Raw genomic sequence first — 21,141 nt, forward strand, 5'->3', positions numbered from 1 at the left:
GTAAAAATACGCGCGACGTTCCGTAATGCAAAATTGGTAAACGCAGCGCGTATTGTATTATCGGTATGGTATCGTATGTGGGTTCAGAACTTGAAATGCTATGTAGTTAATTTGGGTGGGGCGTAAAGAACATACGGTGTTTAACAGGCATGAAACCAGAACGATGATGATTGTGTTGACGTTCGCAAGGATTTTGCAGGTAGTGCACCTGCCCAAAACCCATTTCAGGTGCTTCTATACGCTGGTCTTGATTTTTATCCATGTATTTAAAAGTGGCTTCATCGCCTAGCGGAAAATTCAATGCCAAATTGTCGCTGATGTTGGCGACTTGCCATTCTTCCCAATCTAGAACGCGGTCGTTATTGCGGTCGTTGATGATGATAAAAGCAGCTGTGGCGGGTAAGTAGGTGCAAGCCAATGTGTATGATGACAGGAACAACAAGGTAAAACAGAATGTATGTCGGGTCATGTTTTTTCTCTTTGGACGTGGCTGTTTATTGGATTTGGACTGGGTGTTTAGGAGATGTGTTGGCTGCCTGCGACTGTCATTTTATCAATCAAAATTGAGCCAATTTTGTGGGAAGAACGGCGCAGGGCATCATCGGCACTTGCCACTATGCCCATGAGTATGTCTTGTAAACGTCCTGCAATTGTGATGCCTGCAACAGGGTGGCTGATGATGCCGTTTTCCACCCAAAATCCTGCGGCACCACGTGAATAATCGCCTGTGAGCAAATTCACGCCTTGTCCCATCAATTCGGTAATCAATAAGCCATTACCCATTTGTTTCAATAATGTGGCTTGGTCGGGTGCAGTTGCGGTTAAGTACAGATTGTGTGCACCACCTGCATTGCCTGTGCTTTGCATACCAAGTTTACGAGCGCTGTAACTACCCAGAAAATAGCCTTGTACCACACCATTTTCAATCACAAAACGCGATTGTGTTGCCACGCCTTCATTATCAAAGTAGCTGCTGCCAAATGCACGCGGAATATGTGGTTCTTCACGTAAGGACAAAAAATCAGGCAGAATGGGTTTACCTATGCTGTTGGTTAAAAAACTGCTTTGACGATACAAGGCACTGCCGCTGAGTGCGCCTACGATGTGGTTAATCAGGCTGCCTGAAACTGTACGGTCAAACAAAATGGGGTAGTTACCTGTGGGTAAACTGGCGGGGTTTAAGCGTTCAATCGTACGTTGGGCAGCAAGGCGACCGATGTTTTCGGTGCTATCTAAATCACCGGCATCACAGGCACTATCAAACCAATAATCGCGTTCCATACCGTTTTCGCTACTGCCTACTACACTGCATGAAATGCTGTGATTGGTGGCGCGTTGGTATTGCAAAAAGCCATGACTGTTGCCATAAACATATTGGTAATGAGCGGTTTGCACACCTGCGCCTTCGGAATTGCTAATGCGTTTGTCGTACGATAAGGCGGCTGCTTCACAATTTTGTGCCATTTCAATGGCAGTGGTCGCGTCCAAATCCCATTCGTGGTAACGGTCTAAATTGCCAAATTCTGTTGCCATTAAGTTTTCATCTGCCAAGCCTGCAAAAGGGTCTTGGGCAGTGTGTTTGGCGATGTCTATGGCTGCCTGAACGGCTGCGTTTAATGCTGTTGGGGATAAATCGGTGGTGCTGGCACGACCTTTGCTTTGACCACAATAGACTGTGATGTCCAAAGATTTGTCTTGTTGATGTTCAATTTGTTCAATTTGTTGTAGGCGCACTTGAATGCTTTGTCCGAGCGATTCGCTGACATCAATTTCAGCAGCTGATGCACCTTTTTGTTTTGCCAATTCAAGTGTTTGAGCAGCCAAATGGCTTAATTCAGAAGCGGTGTGTTGAAACATTTTGCTGTATCGTTATTTGCAAACTGGGGTATTGTAGCCGTTTTCAGGCAGCTTATGCGTTAAAGAATTTAAATTCTCTATCAGAATTTGCTATGATGTGTGTTTTAAATGTGTAAAGGCTGCCTGAAAACCATGACAGACATAATAAACAACCAAAATGAAGAATGGATAAGCAAAACTCGCAAAAAAAAGCAAATGGATGAATTGCAAGATTTGGGCATGGAGCTCACGCGCTTGTCGTCTGAAAGTTTAAAAAAAATCGGTTTATCCGAAGATTTATTGGAAGCGGTGCGTGAATACAAAAAAATCACGTCCAACAGTGCAGTTAAACGCCAACGTCAATATATCGGTCGTTTGATGCGTGAAATTGACCCAGAACCCATTCGTGCTTATTTGGCAAAACTGAAAGGCGACAATCAAGCACACAATGCTTTTTTGCAGCGTGTGGAGCAAATGCGGATGCGTTTATTGGAAAATGATGAAGCATTAACCCATTTTATCGTTGATTATCCACACGCCGATGCAGGCACATTACGGACTTTGATTCGCAATGCACGCAAAGAAGCAGAACAGCAAAAACCACCCAAAAATTTTCGTGCCCTGTATCAGGAATTGAAAACGGTAATGGAACATACATGACTTTTGAGTGATTAAGGCTGCCTGAAACAGAAAAACAGCCTCATTCACATGCATAGGTGTACTGTTATTCAAAATCAATTTGAGCGTTCTAACACTGGACATTGAGAAAACCGTTACTCGTTTGACAGATGCATTAAGTTCTCCGCAGGTTAGGTACTTGTATTCTACATTTTCCGATGAAATCACAAGATTTCTTGGATACAGGTATCTGACCTATGCGGTATCAAATTTAAGAATTTAATAGGTCTGTGTAGATTGGTCATGGGTAAGTTCCACCACAAAAGCTCAATGTCCTACCAATCCCTGATTGGGCGTATCGCTAGGCGGCGGTGCGGTGTGGGCGTATTTGCGCATGGCACACACAAAAATTGCCAAAGCCAAAGCCGCCAACATCGCACCAACCAATCCCACATTCTCTAAACCCCAATGCCGCATCACCACACCACCCAATAAAGCGCCGCTACCTATACCAATATTGAAAATGCCCGAATAAATCGCGTTTGCCACATCGGTTGCGTCTGGGGCGTATTGCAGCACGCGCATAATCATGCACAACGCCAGTCCGCCCATCGCCAAACCCCACGTCATCACCAAAATCAACAAAGCCGTCAAATTGCCCACTAATGGCAACAACACCAACAAAGACACCATTAACAAAACCAAACACACTACCATGAAAATCGTGGGAAATCGCTGATGAAATCGCCCAAACAACCAACTCGCCACCACACCCGCTACGCCAAAAAACAACAAAATCACAGTCGTCATATTCGGGTTCACGTTGCCAATTTGCAACATAAACGGCTCAATGTAGCTGTATGCCGTAAAATGCGCGCTCACGCCAATTAAAGTCAGCGTGTAAATGGACAACAGTAAAGGGCGTTTTGCCAAAAGCGGCAGACTTTTCAGGCTGCCTGAATTTTGACTTGGCAAACTGGGCAACAGTTTCCACAACAAAAACAAAATCATTAAAGCCATCGCGCCAATTATGGCAAACGTAGTACGCCAACCCCACATCTGCCCTAAAATCCGCCCCAATGGTAGCCCCAAAATCATCGCCAATGAACTGCCCATAGACAGCCAACTCAAAGCCAACGCGCTTTTGCCTTTTGGTGCGACACGCATTACCAACGAAGCCGTAATCGCCCAAAACACCGAATGCGCCAATGCCACCACAATCCGCGCCAACAGCAGCACTTCAAATCGCCACGCCAGCACCGTCAAAATATGTCCCACAATGAACACGGCAAACAACACAATCAGCAAACGGCGGCGTTCCCAATGCGCGGTAAACAGCATAAAGGGCAACGACATCAGGCTAACCGTCCACGCATACACCGTCATCATCAAGCCCGTGTCGGCAACGGGCATGGCAAAAGTCGCGCCAATATCTGAAAGCAATGCAACTGGAATAAATTCGGTGGTGTTGAAAATAAATGCCGCTACCGCCAACGCCAAAACGCGCCACACGCCAGCTTGTTCTTCATTTTTGATTTGAAACATATTGATTTTGATTGATAAAAGTTTGTGAAAGGCAAGGGTTGGTGCTTTTCAGGCAGCGTTGTGATTTTTTATGTGCTTGCCCAAAAGCCTGCCTGAAAAAAAGTTTTGTATTATACGCCTTTGTGCTTTGATATAATTCGTTTTTTAAAATAAATTGAAACAATCATGTCCAAAAAATCCAAAACAGAACTGGAAAACAACAAACTAAACAAACGTTTACGCCATGCCGTTGGCGATGCGATTAACGATTTCAACATGATAGAACACGGCGACAAAATCATGGTCTGCCTGTCGGGTGGCAAAGACAGCTACGCGCTTTTGGACATTTTGCGCCAATTACAAGCGTCCGCGCCCATTGATTTTGAACTGATTGCCGTGAATCTTGACCAAAAACAGCCCAATTTTCCCGAACATGTGCTGCCTGAATATTTGCAAAGCATAGGCGTGCCATACAAAATCGTGCAAGAAGACACCTATTCGGTGGTCAAGCGCGTGATTGAAGAGGGCAAAACCACCTGTTCGCTGTGCAGCCGATTGCGGCGCGGTGTGCTGTATCGCACCGCCAAAGAATTGGGTTGCACCAAAATCGCCTTGGGGCATCACCGTGATGACATTTTGCAAACCCTGTTTTTGAACATGTTTTACGGTGGCAAACTCAAAGCCATGCCGCCCAAGCTGGTGTCGGACAATGGCGAACACATCGTCATTCGCCCTTTGGCTTATGTGAAAGAAAAAGATTTGGAACGCTATGCCGAGCTGAAACAGTTTCCCATTATTCCGTGCAATTTGTGCGGTTCGCAGCCGAATTTGCAACGCCAAGTGATTAAAGATTTGCTCAACGATTGGGACAAGCGTTTTCCAGGGCGGATTGAATCCATGTTTTCCGCTTTGCAAAATGTGGTGCCATCGCATTTGGCAGATACGGAACTGTTTGATTTTGCAGGATTGCAGCGCGGTCAAAATTTGAAACACGGTGGCGATTTGGCATTTGATGGCGAAGAAATTTCATTTTCAGGCAGCCTGAACGATGGTGACGAACAATCTACAATCATGCTGCCTGAAAATCCCAAACATAAAGTCATCAATATTTTAGCGAGTAAGCCCAAAGTATCATGCAAAAATTAGTTGCCAATGTGTTTCAGTTTATTGGGCTAATGATTCTATTGAGTATTCCGCCCAGTTTTTTGTTTGGTTTTATGACATATAACCAGAACCATGTTGTTTCTGATGGGGTTTTACATTTGCAAACCTTATTGTTTATGGTATTGGTAGTAGGTTTGATTTGGGGTGTTTATGTCATTTATCGTAATACGCTACCTGAAAACAGTTATTTTCACAAATTGGGTTTTAAAATACCGTTTCAGGCAGCCCATTTATGCTTGTGTGTGCCTTATGTGATGGTGATGTTGTCTTTGGGTTGGTTTCACATCACATTGGTGGAGTGGGTTACGGGCGAAGTGATGGAAAATGGTTTGGAAACAGTCAATCAGTTAATCATTATGCAGTTGGTCGCCAATTTGCCGATGTTTATGATGGTGGTGGACATTGTATTATTCGCGCCGATTTTTGAGGAGTTGGTGTTTCGTGGTATTTTTTTTCATTATTTCAACACGAAAAATTTTGGCAGTAGACTGACGGCTTTATTGATTTCAGCAATGACTTTTGCTGCCGCACACACAGGTGGAGAATTGAATTTAGACGGTTTGGTTTATTTGGGCATGGGCTTAACATTGGGAACAGTATATTTACATACGCGTGATTTGCGTTATCCAATTTTGGTTCATATTGTAAATAATGCGGTTGCTGTGTCGCAATTATATGAATGGATTTAATATATTGATTTTTATAGTTTTTTTAAAATAAAAAGGCTGCCTGAAAGATTTTTCAGGCAGCCTTTTTATTTTCATTCAAAGCAGTTTCAAACTTTATTTTACAGGCGATGTAGCTACAGCAGAAGTAGCAGATGCTTCGGCTTTTGCACCATTAGCCGTTTGATTGCCCCAAGCTGCTGGGTATTTGTAACCCACAAAACGCGTTTGTGCATATTTTTTGAATTCATCGGAATGATAGGCTTCAGTAACGTCTTTGACCCACGTGCTGTCTTTATCTGCCGTACGAACCGCTGACCAGTTCACATAAGCAAAGCTGGGTTCTTGGAATAAGGTTTCGGTTAATTTCATACCAGAAGACATCGCATAGTTGCCGTTTACAATCGCAAAATCAACGTCTTGACGTGAACGTGGCAAATTGGCAGCTTCCATTTCCACCAATTTGATGTTTTTGGTGTTTTCAGCAATATCGGTTACTACTGCTTTAAGTGGGTCGATGTCTGATTTTAATTTAATCCAACCTAATTCGTTCAACATGACCAAAGCGCGTGCCAAATTAGACGGGTCGTTAGGAATGGATACGGTGCTACCGTCTTTGATTTGGTCCAGTGCAGTTAATTTGCCAGGATACAAACCCAAAGGCGCGGTAGGTACTTGGAACACTTCGGTTAAATCCAATTTGTGTTCTGCTTTGAAACCGTCCAAATAAGGTTTGTGTTGGAAGATGTTGATGTCAATCGCATTTTCTGCCAAAGCTTTATTGGGCGTAACGTAATCAGGATATTCAGTTAAGGTAACTTTGTAGCCTTTTTTCTCTAATATGGGTTGGATTTGGTCTTTGACCATGTCGCCAAAATCACCTGGTGTTGTGCCAAAACGGATTTCTGTTTTTTCAGGCGTAGCAGCAGATGCATTGCTTGCTGTTGCAGGCGCAGAAGTGGCAGCGGGGGTATTGTTTTGTTTCTGACCACCACAAGCCGACAATGCCAAAGCAATGATGCCAACTAAAGACAAGTTAAAAGTATTGTTCATAAGAAATACTCCGTAAAACAAAGAGATATGTGAAGAATAATTTTCAGGCAGCCTGAAAATGAAAGTTAGGCTAACTAAAAAAACCAAAATCACGTATTTTACCGTTTTTCAGGTAGCCTGCAAGAAAAAATCTACCGCTTTTTGAATGTGGATTTCGGTGCTGTCAAATAATTTGAGTGGCGTATCGTTTTGATTGATGAGCAAGCCGATTTCGGTGCAACCCAAAATCACGCCTTGTGCACCATTTTTAGATAAATAATTGATAATATTTAGATAAATTTTTTTACTGGCTTGTGTGAATTTGCCTACACACAATTCTTCAAAAATAATGCGGTGGATTTCCGCTTGCATTTCATCATTGGGAACAAGGGTTTGTATGCCACGCGCTGCCAATCCGCCACGGTAAAAATCATCTTGCATGGTAAAGCGCGTGCCGAGCAAACCCACGGTGTGCATTTGATTGTGTTGAATGTTTTCCGCGACCGCGTCCAAAATGTGCAAAAAGGGTACATCAATATTTTGTTCAATCAAATCAGCCACTTTGTGCATGGTATTGGTTGCCAACACAATCGCGTCTGCCCCTGCGTTTTGCAGATTTTTTGCCGATTGCGCCAAAATTGCGCCTGCTCCTTGCCAATCGCCCGATTTTTGTTTTTGGACAATTTCTTCAAATTCAAGGCTTTGTAAGATGATTTTCGCGCTGTGGTTGCCACCCAAACGCGCATTGACCAAACGGTTGATTTGCGTGTAATAAATCGCGGTGCTTTCGGGCGACATGCCGCCGATGATACCGAGTGTTTTCATTGCATTACTCCTTTTGATTTTTATTTAAATCATTGAAATTTAATGGTAAAGATTGTGTCCGTGCAATTTGGTGCAAAATCATATTAAACATTTGTTCTGGGGTAATTCCATAGTATTCAATGATTTCAAAGGCTTGTTTTTTGATATTTTCATTAAAAATATCAAAAGAATAGGCATTTTTGTTTATTTCGTTATTTTGATTGGGTTGATTTTCATGACCAAATTGTAGCCACGAAGGATTTACATCCAAAATATCAGCAAGTAATTCTATTTTTTGTGGGCGTGGCATACCATCTATTTCCCATTGTCTTACTGATTGTGCTGTAACACCCAATTTATCTCCAATATCTTGAAGAGTTAAACCTTTTTGTATTCTTGCTTGCTTTATTCTTTCATGTATATTCATCATAATCTCCTTTGTTCTAAATTCAGACACATAGATAGTAGGTCGGGCATTTATGCCCGACAACATGATGACGACAGATAGTCGGGCATGAATGCCCGACCTACAAATTGTCTTTAAGGCAGCCTGAAAAATCAACGCTTATTCAATTTTTTGGACAACACATTCCCCAAAGTTTGCATGGCAACCACCAACACCGTCAAAATCGCCACCACCGCCGCCATCACATCGGGCATATAACGCTGGTGTCCGTAACGTATCCCCAAATCGCCAATGCCGCCACCGCCAATTAAGCCTGCCGCCGCGCTTTCGCCCAAAATCGCAATCATCAAAATGGTAACGCTCAACACCAAGCCCGAACGTGCCTCGCTCAATAACACTTTGAAAATGATGGTTTTGCGTGATGCACCCATGGCTTGTGCGGCTTCAATCACGCCTTTGGGGACTTCGTTGAGATTTTGTTCCACCAAACGCGCAAAATAAAAACTTGCCGCCACGCTCAACGACACGCAAGCCGCGCCCCAACCAAATGATGTGCCGACTATCAGGCGTGTGAGCGGCATCAGCACTATCATCAAAATCACAAATGGAAACGCGCGCATAAAACTGACCAGCCAGCTTAACACGCCATTTAATTTTGTGTTTTCAAAGATTTGTCCGCGACCCGTTGTGAACAGCCACGCGCCCAACAGTCCGCCCAAAACCACGCTCACGCTGGCGGACACGCCCACCATTAACAAGGTTTCCAACAGGGCTTTTTGAAATTCGGGGAGTAATTTGATGATGTTTTCTAAATTCATGATTATTTTCAAAATAGTGTTAAAAAAGAGTTTCAGGCTGCCTGAAAAATTATTTTACTTCACGCAATTCACGCACAATATTTTGCATTTGTTGCAATCGTGCCGCGTAACGTTCATGTTTACACGCCAATAAACCCAATCCATAGCCTGCACCTTGTGCCATTGTGCTGGGCGTATTTTCAAATTCACAATCTTTTTCAATGAATTGCAACCACAATTTTTGTGATTGTTCAAAACTTTTGTGCGCGTCATGCGTGTTCAGTTTGACCAATTCGCGGTAAGTGGCGTTCATTTTCGGTTTGATTTTGGCGATTTCACGTTCATGGCAATCTATGTCTTCGTAAACATTGCCTTTTTCGCAAACGGCTTGTGCCAATAATGGCAAACACAACATCATTAAAAATAAAGATTTTTTCATCAAAATCACCTTTCAGGCTGCCTGAAAAATATTGGGTTTAATAATCGATGTCTTTCAAAACATAATTTTTCGGCTCAAGGTATTTGCCTGATTTGGCGTCAAAATTCATGCGGTAAACCTGTTGGCGGTATTTTTTCTGCCCCACATGACCGTCCACCGTGATTTGAATGGGGTAAAAACCGCCACTTGGCGTTTGGTCGCGCAAGATTTTGATTTTGCCGTCCAAATCAAACAAGGTGTTTTTCACGCAATCTTTTTGGCGTTTGGGTTCGTCTTCGTAAATTTCGCATTTGTCGCCATAATAGCCGTAATTGCTGTGGCTTTCGCCCAGCCAGCTTACGCCGATTTTGCGCCCGCCATTGTGGTGGAACAGCACATAATGGCTGCCTGAAACGCCTTGATGCACATCGCCGTGCGTGGTCAAAAAGCCCCATTTGTCTTTGCCAAATTCGTGGAACGTCCATTTTTCGGGCGCAACGCCAAATGAACCCACGCTTTCACGCGGTGCGCTGGCAAGCAACGCCCAATCATTGCCAGATTGGTGTTTCAACACAAAAAAGCCCGCCAAACCTGTAAACACGTGTGCGCTGTCTTCGCGGTTTTCGGTAAAATCAAAGCGGTCGCCTTTGTACAATAAATACATCAGCTTACCTTGTGCGGTGTCGCGGATTTCGCGTTTGTGGGGGCGCATGCAATAATCGCCCGCATCGCCATCTTGCACTTGATGGCATTGATTTTGTTGCGAATATTTGGGGTAGATTTTTTGGATAATTTGTTCGGGCGTTTGCGCGAAAACATTGCCGCTTAAAAACAATAAGCTGAATAATAAGGTTTTTTTCATGATTTTCTCCGTTTTAGGCTGCCTGAAACTTTATTTTTGCAATTTTTTCAATAAATGGGATTTGCTTTCCAGCCATTCGCTTGCCAATAGGCTGTACATCACGGTGTCGCGGATTGTGCCGTCTTTGCGAAGTTGGAAACCGCGCAATATGCCGTCTTTTTTTGCGCCCAAGCGTTCAATCGCGGCTTGCGAGCGTGTGTTGATGATGTCGGTGCGCCAGCCGATAACGTGGCAAGCCAATGTTTCAAAAGCATAATTCATCAACAAAAATTTGCACGTTGTGTTGATGTGGGTGCGTTGTGCGCTTTGGGCGTACCAAGTGTAGCCGATTTCCACGCGCGGCACTTGTGGGTTGATTTCGTAAAAACTGCTTGTGCCGACCACTTTTTCATTGGTTTCGTCAATCACGGCAAAGGGATAGCGTGTGTTGATGGCTTCTTGAATGTAGTCTGCCACTTCATGCGGTGCGGGGGCGGTGGTATAGGGCAAACGCCACAATTCGCCATCGCAAACGGCTTGGCGCAAACCCGTTTCATGTGCCAATGTGAGTGGTTCTAGGCGGACATGATTGTGTTTTAAAATCAAATCTTGGGGAATGAAATTCATGGGGTTTGCTTTCTTTCAGGCTGTCTGAAAAAATTGGCGGTATGTCAATTCAATCATCTCTTAACAATTCTTGCCCAATTTCCGATTGCGCCAAAATCACGCCATCTTTTACTTCCGCCACTTCCAATAATTTTCCTTGATGTAACAAAGCTGTACGATGACACAATTTGCGAATCACGCTCATTTCATGCGTTACAATCACAATGGTCACTTGAAAACGTTCGTTGATGTCTTTCAGGCAGGCTAACACGCTGCGTGTGGTAATCGGATCCAGCGCGGAAGTGGGCTCGTCTGCCAAAATCACGCTGGGATTGGGTGCAAGCGCACGCGCAATGCCCACGCGCTGCTTTTGTCCGCCCGATAATTGTGCGGGATAATGCTCAGCGCGTTCCGTCAAACCGACAATTTCCAAGCATTCTGCCACACGCGGTGCGATTTTTTCAGGCTGCCAGCCTGCAATTTCCAATGGAAATGCCACGTTTTCGGCAACGGTTCGGTTGCTCAATAAATTGAATTGTTGAAACACCATGCCGATGTGTTGGCGTGCTTGGCGCAATTGAGCTTCGTTCATGGCGGTCAGGTCTTGATTATTGACCCAAACTTTGCCCGTATCGGGGCGTTCCAACAGATTGATAAGGCGCAATAATGTGGATTTGCCCGCGCCCGAATAGCCCATCAAACCGAAAATTTCGCCTTGTTCTATGGTTAAGCTGGTTGGTTCTACGGCGGTAAAGCGCGTTTTGTCGCGGTTTTGGTATTGTTTGCTGACGTTTTCTAGTAAAATCATGATTGATATGAAAAAATAAAGCCCGATGTGCAAGACAAAGGGCTAATGACAATTGAAAATATGGCTTAGCAGTTGTCGCCCGCAAGCGTGAAAATCGGCGTAAAAATTGAGATGGAATTAAACGTGATTGAAAGTGTATTGTCAAGCTATTTTGTGCGTAATTTGAGTTGTTTGTTGTTGGTTAGGGGAAGCTGAATATCATGATTGGGGGTAAGAAAGGTGTTTGATAATGAAGTGGTATTTTATAGTTTTATTTAATAATGCTTATTAATAAAATAAATTTTTATTTTTGATAGATTATTTATAATGATTAAATTGATTTTTTAAACCCAATTTTGATTTTCAGTAATGGAGACTATGATGTCTGTTCAAATTAAAACTGCACAAGAATTAGAAGGTCAAGCAATCCCTTCGGTCGTGTTTCATACGCGTAAAGATGATGCTTGGGTAGATGTTTCTACCGATGATTTGTTCAAAGGTAAGAAAGTTGCTGTATTTTCTTTACCAGGTGCGTTTACGCCGACTTGTTCTTCTACACATTTGCCACGTTATAATGAATTGGCAAAGGAATTTTATGCACGTGGTGTGGATAGTATTGTTTGTGTTTCGGTAAACGATACTTTTGTGATGAATGCTTGGTTGGCTGATCAAGAGGCCGAAAATATTGTGGTTGTACCTGATGGTAACTGTGAGTTTACACGCGGTATGGGTATGTTGGTCAGCAAAGAGGCTTTGGGCTTTGGCGATCGTTCTTGGCGTTATTCTATGATTGTGAATGATGGTGTCATTGAAAAAATGTTCATTGAACCTGTAAAAGACGGCGACCCATTTGAAGTGTCTGATGCGGATACCATGTTGAAATACATTGACCCAGAATGGCAAGCACAAGAATCCGTTGCCATTATTACTAAACCTGGCTGTCAATTCTGTGCAAAAGCAAAAAGCTTATTGAAAGAAAAAGGTTTTTCTTTTGAGGAAATTGTGTTGGGTCGTGATGCTTCTATTACTTCGGTTCGTGCGATTACGGGTAAAGCGACTGCACCACAGGTATTCATTGGTGGTCAATACATTGGTGGTAGTGAGGACTTGGAAGCATATTTGAACAAATAAATTATTTTGACTGTTCGGTCAAGTGGCGGGTAGTTTTCTCCTCCTTTCCTATCCGTCCCCTGAATGACCGTTTTATATTTATTGGATTAGGTAAAATGCATGATGATGCGTTATCATGTACCATAATTTAAGCCACATTTTGTTATGACTTTATTTCTTGATACGCAACAATGGTTATTGAACGCGGGTAAAGGGCAGCAGCTTTTATCTGACGAACAATTTTTTTTTCAGGCAGCTTGTTCACATCAAATTATAAAGAACAGGGTGCTTGTTGTGGGTTGTGCGGCGTGTTCATTGAATTTGAGGTTGCCTGAAAGTGTTCAGATATTGCGACAAGATGTGTATGGGCGACATATTGATGTGTGGAGTTTACCTGAACATAGTCCATGGCAATCGGCGTGTTTTGATGTTGTACTGGCAAGTCATATTGCGGAATATGTTGAAACTCCTGCTGTTTTGTTTACGGAATGGTGGCGTATCAGTAAACCGCAAGCGAGTTTATTGATAACGGTGTTTAATCCAAATTCGTGTTGGAACAAGCTGCCTGAATTGCCACGTTTGTGTCATGATATGGGTAATTTGATTGAGACGGCTGAAAGTGTAGGTTGGCGATTGGAGCAATGTCGTTTCATTCGTCATCTGCCGCTTTTCAGGCAGCCTAAACTCAGCCAATATTGGCGATGGATTGAAAAAGTTGTGTCTTTGTTGTTGCCCAATAGTGCATTGGTCTATGGCTTGGTATTGACCAAGCAAGAATATGGTTGTACGCCATTATCAGAGACCATTTTCCAAGCCATTGAGCCAGAATTGGGGCAATTTGCCTTATCGCGTGAGATGAATGATTTAAAATAAAACATTTTGAAAATAAATGGATAACCATGATTACCGTACAAACTTTAAAACAAATGAAACACAATGGCGAAAAAATTGCCATGCTAACGTGTTATGAGGCTTCTTTTGCACTTGCAATGAATCAAGCTGGCGTAGATGTATTGTTGGTGGGCGATTCTTTGGGTATGGTGGTGCAGGGGCAAACTTCCACTTTACCTGTTAGCTTGGCAGATATGTGTTACCACACCGCAGCTGTTGCTCGCACTAATCAAAGTGCGATGATTGTGGCAGATTTGCCATTTGGTGCGTATCAACAAAGTAAAGAACAGGCTTTTGCGGCTTCGGCAAAACTGATGGCAGCAGGTGCACATATGGTTAAATTGGAAGGTGGGACGGTAATGGCAGAGACCACCGAATTTTTACAGCGACGCGGCATTCCTGTGTGCGCGCACGTTGGTTTAACGCCGCAATCGGTTAATGTATTAGGTGGTTATAAAGTGCAAGGTAAAGGCGATGCGGCTGATGTGGTGTTGCGTGATGCGCAAGCACATGAACAGGCGGGCGCAGCATTGGTATTGATGGAATGTGTACCAGCAGCATTGGCAGCAGAAATCACACGTACACTTTCTTGTCCAACCATAGGTATTGGTGCAGGTGTGGATACTGATGGGCAAGTTTTGGTTATGCACGATATGTTGGGTGTAAACAACGGTAAAACGGCACGTTTTGTGAAAAATTTTATGATAGGTCAGAACAGCATTCAGGCAGCCTTTGCAGCTTATGTTACAGCGGTTAAAGCGCGAACGTTTCCAGCAGCAGAGCACACATTCACCAATTGATTGACAAGCTAGGCTGCCTGAAAATGGAAATGCATGCGTTCAAATGGATTGCTTTTGATGCCGATGACACTTTGTTTCATTATCAAAGCTATGCTGGGTTATGTAGGGTTTTAGCACGTTATGGTGTGGCATGGAATGAAACCTTGCATCGCCATTTTCAGGCAGCCAATGCGTCTTTATGGTTGGCATTGCAAAACGGTGCAATCAGCATGACTGAATTGGCGCAACGGCGTTTCGCATCGTTGGCAGTACAAACAGGTCAAAGTGCATTGACCCTCAATCATGAATTGCAACTTGAAATGATACACATCAGTCAAGCTGTTGCAGGTGTACCACAATTATTGAAAAATTTGAAAAACAAAGGCATGGGCATTGCCATGATTACCAATGGTTTTTCTGTGTTGCAAAGACCGCGTTTGCAAGCTCAAGGTTTGTTGCAATACATTGATGTTTTGGTGGTTTCAGAAGAAGTAGGGTATGCCAAACCTGATGCTCGAATATTTGAATGGGCTTTGGCTCAGATGGGAAATCCTTTACCCGCATACGTTTTGATGGTGGGAGACAGTTTGATTTCGGATATTCAGGGTGCGAAACAAGTGGGCATGAAAACCTGTTGGTTTGCGGCTTCATCTTCACGTAAGCATGAAATAGAAAGTGTGCAAGCCGATTTTGTGGTGCGAGATTGGTTTGAGTTTGCTGCTAAAATGGGATTGGCACTTACTTAAACATATGGGCAAATGGAACAAGTGGGATATGGGATAGGGTTTTCACATAAGAGTGTTGGTCATGCTGTACTATTTGTATTTGAAACGACTATAAATAATGCTTATTTATGTAGGTTCGGTGCTTATCCTTACCATTTCAAGGCTGCCTGAAACTTTCAGGCAGCCTGTTTTTACGATTATTTGGCAAAATATTTGCTTTCTACTTCATTGTATTTGCCGTTTTCACGTACGGTTTTTAGTGCAGCATTCAAAGTATTCAATAATTCGGTATTGCCTTTTTTCACAGCAATACCGTAATTTTCAATTTCAAAATCAGGTACTTCAACCATAGTAAAACCTTTGTCATTGTTGTTTTTCACATAATTGGCAATGACAGCACTATCGCTGATGGCTGCATCCAAACCGCCATTCTCCACTTCTTTGAGCATTAAAGGTACGGTTTCAAAACGTGCAATTGCTTGGCTGGTTGTGCCGAAGATTTTCTGTGCTGCCAAGTCGCCTGTGTAGCCTGTTACCACACCCACTTTATTCATTTTTTTCAAATCTTCTACATTTTTGATGTCTTTGCCTGACGGTACCAACACGATTTGCTTGATTTGGTAGTATGAATCTGTGAAATCCATGCTTTGTTTGCGTTCATCGGTAATGGTTACGCCCGACATCACGATGTCCACATCGCCAGCATTGAGTTCAGGAAACAAGCTTTCCCAAGGTTTGTGCAGAAATTCCACTTGGAAACCGCCTGCTTGTGCCATCTCGCGCATTAAATCTACGTCAAAGCCTTCTACTTCTTGTTTTTCATTACGTGATTCAAAAGGTGCAAATTCGGCATTCATGGCAACGCGATACACTTTACCAGTTGTCGCAGGCGCAGAAGCCACAACAGATGCAGGGGTAGCAGGTGTTGATGGTGCAGCAGGTGTGCTTGCAGTATTGTTTTGACCGCCGCAAGCAGTTAGCGAAAATGCAGCACAAGATAGGGCGGTAGCAAACCATTTGTTTAATAGCATGATGTTTCCTTATGTAGGGCGTGAAAATAAAATGTGCATTTTACACCAAGATGATTGATTTGGCGTGAAAAAGTAGCATAAACATTCAATTTTTTTCGGATTGAAACAAAACTTGGTCGGCATGCCAGACCAGAAATAAAATGGGTACACCCAATACAGCGGTAAAAATGAAAAATGGAGCATAACCAATTTCGTTCACTATCGTGCCTGAATAACCGCCTAACATTTTGGGAAACAAAGTCATCAATGATGAGAATAAGGCGTATTGTACGGCGGTAAAACGGATATTGGTCAGTGCAGAGAGAAAAGCCACAAATACCGTTCCAGCCAGCCCCGCAGCAAAATTGTCCAAGCCGACTGCAGTGTACATCAGGGGTAAATCGTGTCCGTGCATTGCCAATAGTGCAAACAGCAAATTGGTTGCTGCTGCTGCAATCGCACCGAGCATCATCATGTTCATAATGCGAAATTTTTGTGCCAATAAACCACCTGCAAAACCGCCGATAACCGACATGATGACACCAAATGTTTTGACTGCCCATGCGATTTCTTCTTTGGAAAAACCTAAATCGGCATAAAACACATTACTGATTACGCCCGACACAATGTCTGAAATGCGGTATAAGCCAATCAATGCCAGTAACAGTATGGCGCGTTTGCCGTAGCGTTGGAAAAAGTCGGTTAAGGGTTCAAGTAATGTTTGTGTGGCGGTTTGTTTGGATACGATGTTGAGTTGAACGGTTAGCCAGGCTGTTGTTAAAAATGCCAGTAATGATAAGAGCATACGCACACTTTCCCAAATGAATTTGATGAAAGGTGTACCTGTTTCAGGCAGCAGGCTGCCTGAAACACGGAAAACCGCAATAAATGCAGCAATCGCCAACATAAAAGCCAGTAGTAATCGCCCATTTTCTTGATTGAGATGGTGTTTATGGTGCTGTTTTACAGTTGGTTCATGAATGAATAAGGTGGTCAATATGCCTATACCCATGATGGCTGCCATTATCCAATAGGTGTTGCGCCAAGCGTGGTATTGGTATTGTTCTGTTGTTGAGCCGAAGTGGGTGGCAAGTAAGAGAGAACCTGCGCCTGATACAAACATGGCGATGCGGTAGCCTGCGGTATAGGCTGCGGCTGCGGCGGATTGTGCAGCAGCATCATTGGGGGCGGCTTCAATGCGGTAGGCATCAATAGCGATGTCTTGTGTTGCTGAAGCAAAGCCCAATAAAACCGCACCGACCGCCATGATGTTCAGGCTGCCTGAAACTTGGGTATTGGGATTAACTGAAGCCATGATGCATACTGCCGCAATCATGAAACTTTGTGCCAACAATAGCCATGCACGTCTTTGTCCCAATTTGTGCGATAAGATGGGCAGTTTGAATGAATCCAATAAGGGTGACCAAATGAATTTGAATGAATAAGCCAAAGCTGCCCAACTGAATAGGGTAACGGTTTTGCGTTCAACACCTGCTTCGGTAAGCCACAGTGATAAAGTGGAAAAAATCAGCATTAAGGGTAAACCAGCTGAAAAGCCTAAAAGCAGCATGGTGGTCATCAAACGCCATTTGTGTGGGACAGGAAGGGCAGAGTGGGGCGACATGGGGTTTGTCCTGTTAAGGTAAAATTGTGGGTTTTAGGCAGTAGCCTGAATGTGGGTTTCAATTGGGTAATAAAGGTGCTTGACCGCGTTGTAAATAAACGGTGTGGTTGGGGTTTTTATGGTCAATGTGAATGGTTTCACTTAATAATTCTTCGCCTGCATCAAGTTGGCGGTAGCGTATGGTGTAGCTGCCTTGGTTTAAGCGGTCTAATATTAAGTGTTCGCGTTCGCGAATGAAAAAAGTACGCAATGGTATATCACTGCCTGCGATGGTCAATTCGGCATAAACGTCTGATGAATTGCGGACATTGTCCACATATAAGCGCAGTTTGCCTTGTCCATAGACAATTGGGTAACCGTCTAAATAACCGCTTGTTTGTGGCCATAGATTGCCATTGGGTGAAGTAGCAGCACGAATGTAGGGTGATGATGCTTGTTGGGTGTTTGCGGTGGGATTTTCAGACAGATTTGGGGCTGAAATGGGTGCAGTAAGTGTGTTTAGGCTGTCTGAAAAAGGAGCTTGATTGGGTTTGCGTTGAATCATGAGGCTGATGAGTTGCCAAGTCAATAATATCAATGCCACCAGAATGCCCAATATCAGCATAATGGTGTTTTTTTTGGTGAGTGTTGGTGGAGTGGATTGCGCAATAGTTGGTGAATAAATTGGGGAGGAAGAAACAGGGATTTGAGGGCTGGGGTGTTGTTGTGCTGCTATCCAACGGTCGTGTTCGGCACGGCGTTCTGGGTTGGACAACACTTCATAGGCTTGATTGATGAGTTGCATGATGCGATGGGCATCGGGGTCGGGATTTAAGTCAGGGTGGTATTGCTTGGATAAACGGCGATAGGCAGCGCGTATGGTTTGGGCATCGGCATCGGGACTGATGTGCAGATTGTCGTAATGGGTACGTACGGTCATGGTGTTGCAATAAATCAATGAGATAGGAATGGTAAAGGGGTATTGCGATTTTCAGGCAGCCTGTGTATGGGTCAGGCTGCCTGAAAACATGGGTTCAGTTTAATGTTTATTCCTTAAAGTGGCTTTCAGTCCTTGCCAAAATGGACGTGCAGGCATACTTCTCATACGCAGTAATACGATGGCAATACTGAAAACCAGTAGGTGCATGGGTAATAAACCCAGCCAAAACGAAATTTTGTTGTCTTCAATGGCATCACGCAGCAAGGTTAAACCGTTTTGATAAAACAAGAAGAAGCCCACAGCCAATAAAACATGATAGGAATTGCTGGAACGTGGATTAAAATAAGATAAGGGGATTGCCAAAATGCTTAATACAATTACAGTTAGCGGTAAAGAAATGCGCCACATCAATTCGGCTTGGTATATCGGATTATCGCTACTGATAAGTTGTTCTGTGGGAATGGTGCGATGATGTTCAATTGGATTAAGCAATTTGGGCGTGGCATTGATGATTAAATCCAGTTGTTGAAATGAAATATGGTCAAAATCGCCTTGTCCTGCGATGCCACTGTAACGGTGTCCATTTTTGAGTATCAAAGTACGTTTGTTGTTGCTTAAATCAAAATGTCCTTCTTGGGCAAAAATCACGTTGTCGCGTCCATTGTCTTCCATTTCACGCAAAAAAAGGTTTTTCATGAAACCATTTTCAGTATCAAAGGTTTCCACAAAATACACGCGGTTTTTATCTTTGCCCAATTCATTGAATGTACCTGCCTCCACTAAGGACAAGTTTTGTTTTTGTTTTAATAATTCTGCATATTCACGGCTGCGTAATTCAGCCCAAGGCAAAATGGACAGCTGCATTACGGTAACCAAAATTGCTAATGGTAAGGCAAATCCTAAAACAGGTTTAAGCCATTGGCACAATCCTAAACCGCCTGCTAACCAAACTGCCATTTCGCTGTCGCGCCAATAACGTGTTAAAACCGTCATGATGCTGATGTAGGAGGTTAGAACCACCAAAAGCGGTGCCATACCGATTGCCCAAAAGCCAATTAATGCCGCAACCGCATCAATCGCAATGCGACCGTCTGCGGCGCGACCCAGTAAAGTAATGCCTTGTGTGAACAATAAAATCGCCAACACAATAAAGAAAATGGCAATGGCGGTATAAGTGGTTTCTTTAATGAACTGTTTTTGATAAATCATGATGATACAAAAAGTGATGGTGGCACATTATACCGCACAAATGTGGATATTTTGGGGTAATGGATTTCAGGCTGCCTGAAAGCTCAATTCATGGTTAAAACACTCAATCCTGGCAAATTAGCGAAACCTTCTTCGCGAACGATATGACAAAAATCATTCAAAAAAGCACAGTTGGCATCTTCTTCACGCAAGGCAGCATACAATTCACTGCTTAAAGGGGTATCTGTGATTTTGCGTTCCACCACATAATTTTTTTCTACATAAGGCATCACCGCCCAATAAGGCAAAGCTGCAATACCACGTTTACTCGCCACCAATTGCACAATCGCAATCGTTAATTCGCTGTTGCGCCGTTGTGGATGAATGCCGCGTGGTAGTAAAATTTTACGCAATAAATCTAGCATATCATCGGGTACAGGGTAAGTAATCAATGTTTCATCAATAAAATCTTCTGCTTGCCATATGGGTTTCTGTGATAATGGGTGGTCGGGCGCACAAATACCCACCATTTCATAGGCAAAAAGTGGGCGGTAAACAATCCCTGCTTGTGGAGTGGCTTCGGATACAATCGCTAAATCAGCACGATGACTCAATAACAAAGCGACAGGGTCTGCCTGAAAACCCGACACAATGTCCAGTTCTACTTGTGGCCATTGTGGGCGGAAAATCCCCATTGCAGGCATCAGCCAATCAAAACAAGTATGGCATTCCACCGCAATTCGCAATTCTCCTGCTTCGCCATGAATGATTTGCATCAAATCGCGTTCCGCAACTGCTACTTTGGGTAACAATTCACGTCCCAATTTCAATAAACGCTCTCCAGCTGGGGTAAAACGCAAAGGCGAAGATTTGCGTTCAAATAAAGGCGTATCAAAATAATTTTCCAAAACACGGATTTGGTGCGATAAAGCCGATTGTGTTAAAAAAACACGTTGTGCCGCGAGAGAGACACTACCTGTTTCTTCTAATGCAAGTAAGGTTCGCAAGTGGCGCAGTTCTATGATGCTGTTGTCCATAATGTCAATTGCAATATGAATAAATGGCACGCATTATATTAAAATTTTTCATATTAAAAAACAGGCTGCCTGAAATTTTCAGGAAAAAGCTTTGGTAAAACACGGTTTGTAGGGAGTGATTGCATATCAAACCTTATTTTGAGTAACAAATCTTTTTTATTCGCCGCCAATTATGGTAAAAAAGGCGGATATGCAATCCGCCCAGATATCGGTTTTGATATGACTTTTGAAGCAAAACTTTCAGGCAGCTTAAATGGTTTATGAACATTTATGGCTGCCTGAATGGTTTGTTTGGCAATTAACCGACTTTATCGCCCGCTTTCGCGCCTTCATGCACGGTCAATAATTTCAACTGACCGT

Annotated in this window: 24 protein-coding genes; 8 read left to right on the forward strand and 16 right to left on the reverse strand. The window is 43.3% G+C overall.

The genetic code is table 11. The features are described 5' to 3' along the window. Positions 1-106: 106 nt before the first annotated feature. Together Q4B82_RS04395 and pmbA are read right to left on the reverse strand one after the other, a co-directional pair. On the reverse strand, positions 107-469 hold the full coding sequence (locus tag Q4B82_RS04395) for a hypothetical protein (RefSeq protein ID WP_303065213.1): 363 nt from the start codon (positions 467-469) through the stop codon (positions 107-109). A 47-nt stretch (positions 470-516) separates the two neighbouring features. Next, positions 517-1,857 (reverse strand): metalloprotease PmbA, encoded by a 1,341-nt coding sequence (pmbA, locus tag Q4B82_RS04400; RefSeq protein ID WP_303065214.1) that lies wholly within the window; start codon positions 1,855-1,857, stop codon positions 517-519. 144 nt (positions 1,858-2,001) lie between these two features. On the opposite strand from pmbA, the gene yjgA reads away from it, so the two are divergent. Further along, entirely contained in the window at positions 2,002-2,496 is a 495-nt protein-coding gene (yjgA, locus tag Q4B82_RS04405) for a ribosome biogenesis factor YjgA (protein ID WP_303065237.1), read from the forward strand. A 285-nt stretch (positions 2,497-2,781) separates the two neighbouring features. Here the strand turns inward: yjgA and Q4B82_RS04410 are convergent, their stop codons facing one another. After that, positions 2,782-3,999 carry a sugar transporter gene (locus tag Q4B82_RS04410; RefSeq protein WP_303065215.1) on the reverse strand — a complete coding sequence of 406 codons (1,218 nt, stop codon included), beginning with the start codon at positions 3,997-3,999 and terminating at the stop codon, positions 2,782-2,784. 165 nt (positions 4,000-4,164) lie between these two features. Here Q4B82_RS04410 and ttcA point away from each other — a divergent pair, with 165 nt between their 5' ends. Continuing rightward, a complete protein-coding gene (gene ttcA, locus Q4B82_RS04415; RefSeq protein WP_303065216.1) occupies positions 4,165-5,124 on the forward strand; it encodes a tRNA 2-thiocytidine(32) synthetase TtcA in 960 nt (319 codons plus the stop codon). Next, positions 5,112-5,831, forward strand: a complete 720-nt coding sequence (locus tag Q4B82_RS04420; protein WP_303065217.1) for a CPBP family intramembrane glutamic endopeptidase — start codon at positions 5,112-5,114, stop codon at positions 5,829-5,831. The genes ttcA and Q4B82_RS04420 overlap by 13 nt, the downstream gene beginning before the upstream one ends. A 93-nt stretch (positions 5,832-5,924) precedes the next feature. Here the strand turns inward: Q4B82_RS04420 and Q4B82_RS04425 are convergent, their stop codons facing one another. From Q4B82_RS04425 to Q4B82_RS04460, 8 genes are all read right to left on the reverse strand, one after another. Then, positions 5,925-6,860: a MetQ/NlpA family ABC transporter substrate-binding protein gene (locus Q4B82_RS04425; protein ID WP_303065218.1), complete on the reverse strand. Its 936-nt coding sequence runs from the start codon at positions 6,858-6,860 to the stop codon at positions 5,925-5,927. Between the two features lie 108 nt (positions 6,861-6,968). Next, positions 6,969-7,664 (reverse strand): aspartate/glutamate racemase family protein, encoded by a 696-nt coding sequence (locus tag Q4B82_RS04430; RefSeq protein WP_303065219.1) that lies wholly within the window; start codon positions 7,662-7,664, stop codon positions 6,969-6,971. A 4-nt stretch (positions 7,665-7,668) separates the two neighbouring features. Next, positions 7,669-8,070, reverse strand: a complete 402-nt coding sequence (locus tag Q4B82_RS04435; protein WP_303065220.1) for a helix-turn-helix domain-containing protein — start codon at positions 8,068-8,070, stop codon at positions 7,669-7,671. A 131-nt stretch (positions 8,071-8,201) separates the two neighbouring features. After that, positions 8,202-8,867: a methionine ABC transporter permease gene (locus tag Q4B82_RS04440; protein ID WP_303065221.1), complete on the reverse strand. Its 666-nt coding sequence runs from the start codon at positions 8,865-8,867 to the stop codon at positions 8,202-8,204. A gap of 49 nt (positions 8,868-8,916) precedes the next feature. Beyond that, the gene (locus Q4B82_RS04445) at positions 8,917-9,285 is read right to left on the reverse strand and encodes a lysozyme inhibitor LprI family protein (RefSeq protein ID WP_303065222.1); all 369 of its coding nucleotides are present in this window, start codon (positions 9,283-9,285) and stop codon (positions 8,917-8,919) included. Positions 9,286-9,322: 37 nt separating this feature from the next. Continuing rightward, positions 9,323-10,126: a hypothetical protein gene (locus Q4B82_RS04450; protein WP_303065223.1), complete on the reverse strand. Its 804-nt coding sequence runs from the start codon at positions 10,124-10,126 to the stop codon at positions 9,323-9,325. A gap of 30 nt (positions 10,127-10,156) precedes the next feature. Next, positions 10,157-10,732: a GNAT family N-acetyltransferase gene (locus Q4B82_RS04455; protein ID WP_303065225.1), complete on the reverse strand. Its 576-nt coding sequence runs from the start codon at positions 10,730-10,732 to the stop codon at positions 10,157-10,159. A gap of 49 nt (positions 10,733-10,781) precedes the next feature. Continuing rightward, the gene (locus Q4B82_RS04460) at positions 10,782-11,519 is read right to left on the reverse strand and encodes a methionine ABC transporter ATP-binding protein (protein ID WP_303065226.1); all 738 of its coding nucleotides are present in this window, start codon (positions 11,517-11,519) and stop codon (positions 10,782-10,784) included. Positions 11,520-11,879: 360 nt separating this feature from the next. Between Q4B82_RS04460 and Q4B82_RS04465 the strand changes: the two genes are divergently transcribed. The 4 genes from Q4B82_RS04465 (at position 11,880) to yjjG (ending at position 15,024) form a co-directional block, all read left to right on the forward strand. After that, a complete protein-coding gene (locus tag Q4B82_RS04465) occupies positions 11,880-12,629 on the forward strand; it encodes a glutathione peroxidase (protein WP_303065227.1) in 750 nt (249 codons plus the stop codon). Between the two features lie 144 nt (positions 12,630-12,773). After that, positions 12,774-13,481, forward strand: a complete 708-nt coding sequence (locus tag Q4B82_RS04470) for a methyltransferase domain-containing protein (RefSeq protein WP_303065228.1) — start codon at positions 12,774-12,776, stop codon at positions 13,479-13,481. Between the two features lie 26 nt (positions 13,482-13,507). Beyond that, on the forward strand, positions 13,508-14,299 hold the full coding sequence (gene panB / locus Q4B82_RS04475; protein ID WP_303065229.1) for a 3-methyl-2-oxobutanoate hydroxymethyltransferase: 792 nt from the start codon (positions 13,508-13,510) through the stop codon (positions 14,297-14,299). 29 nt (positions 14,300-14,328) lie between these two features. Then, positions 14,329-15,024 carry a pyrimidine 5'-nucleotidase gene (yjjG, locus tag Q4B82_RS04480; RefSeq protein ID WP_303065230.1) on the forward strand — a complete coding sequence of 232 codons (696 nt, stop codon included), beginning with the start codon at positions 14,329-14,331 and terminating at the stop codon, positions 15,022-15,024. A gap of 176 nt (positions 15,025-15,200) precedes the next feature. Here the strand turns inward: yjjG and Q4B82_RS04485 are convergent, their stop codons facing one another. The 5 genes from Q4B82_RS04485 to Q4B82_RS04505 form a co-directional block, all read right to left on the reverse strand. Then, positions 15,201-16,034 carry a basic amino acid ABC transporter substrate-binding protein gene (locus tag Q4B82_RS04485; RefSeq protein WP_303065231.1) on the reverse strand — a complete coding sequence of 278 codons (834 nt, stop codon included), beginning with the start codon at positions 16,032-16,034 and terminating at the stop codon, positions 15,201-15,203. Positions 16,035-16,119: 85 nt separating this feature from the next. Next, a complete protein-coding gene (locus Q4B82_RS04490; RefSeq protein WP_303065232.1) occupies positions 16,120-17,637 on the reverse strand; it encodes an MFS transporter in 1,518 nt (505 codons plus the stop codon). A 58-nt stretch (positions 17,638-17,695) separates the two neighbouring features. Continuing rightward, positions 17,696-18,556, reverse strand: a complete 861-nt coding sequence (locus Q4B82_RS04495) for a J domain-containing protein (RefSeq protein ID WP_303065233.1) — start codon at positions 18,554-18,556, stop codon at positions 17,696-17,698. 99 nt (positions 18,557-18,655) lie between these two features. Next, positions 18,656-19,765 carry an LPS export ABC transporter permease LptF gene (gene lptF, locus Q4B82_RS04500; RefSeq protein ID WP_303065234.1) on the reverse strand — a complete coding sequence of 370 codons (1,110 nt, stop codon included), beginning with the start codon at positions 19,763-19,765 and terminating at the stop codon, positions 18,656-18,658. Between the two features lie 83 nt (positions 19,766-19,848). Continuing rightward, positions 19,849-20,781, reverse strand: coding sequence for a LysR family transcriptional regulator (locus tag Q4B82_RS04505; protein WP_303065235.1), 933 nt, complete (start codon positions 20,779-20,781; stop codon positions 19,849-19,851). A gap of 138 nt (positions 20,782-20,919) precedes the next feature. On the opposite strand from Q4B82_RS04505, the gene Q4B82_RS04510 reads away from it, so the two are divergent. Continuing rightward, positions 20,920-21,045 (forward strand): hypothetical protein, encoded by a 126-nt coding sequence (locus Q4B82_RS04510; RefSeq protein ID WP_303065236.1) that lies wholly within the window; start codon positions 20,920-20,922, stop codon positions 21,043-21,045. Positions 21,046-21,141 lie beyond the last annotated feature (96 nt).

The sequence above is a fragment of the Alysiella sp. genome (assembly GCF_030525755.1).
In the GTDB taxonomy this organism is placed as follows: domain Bacteria; phylum Pseudomonadota; class Gammaproteobacteria; order Burkholderiales; family Neisseriaceae; genus Simonsiella.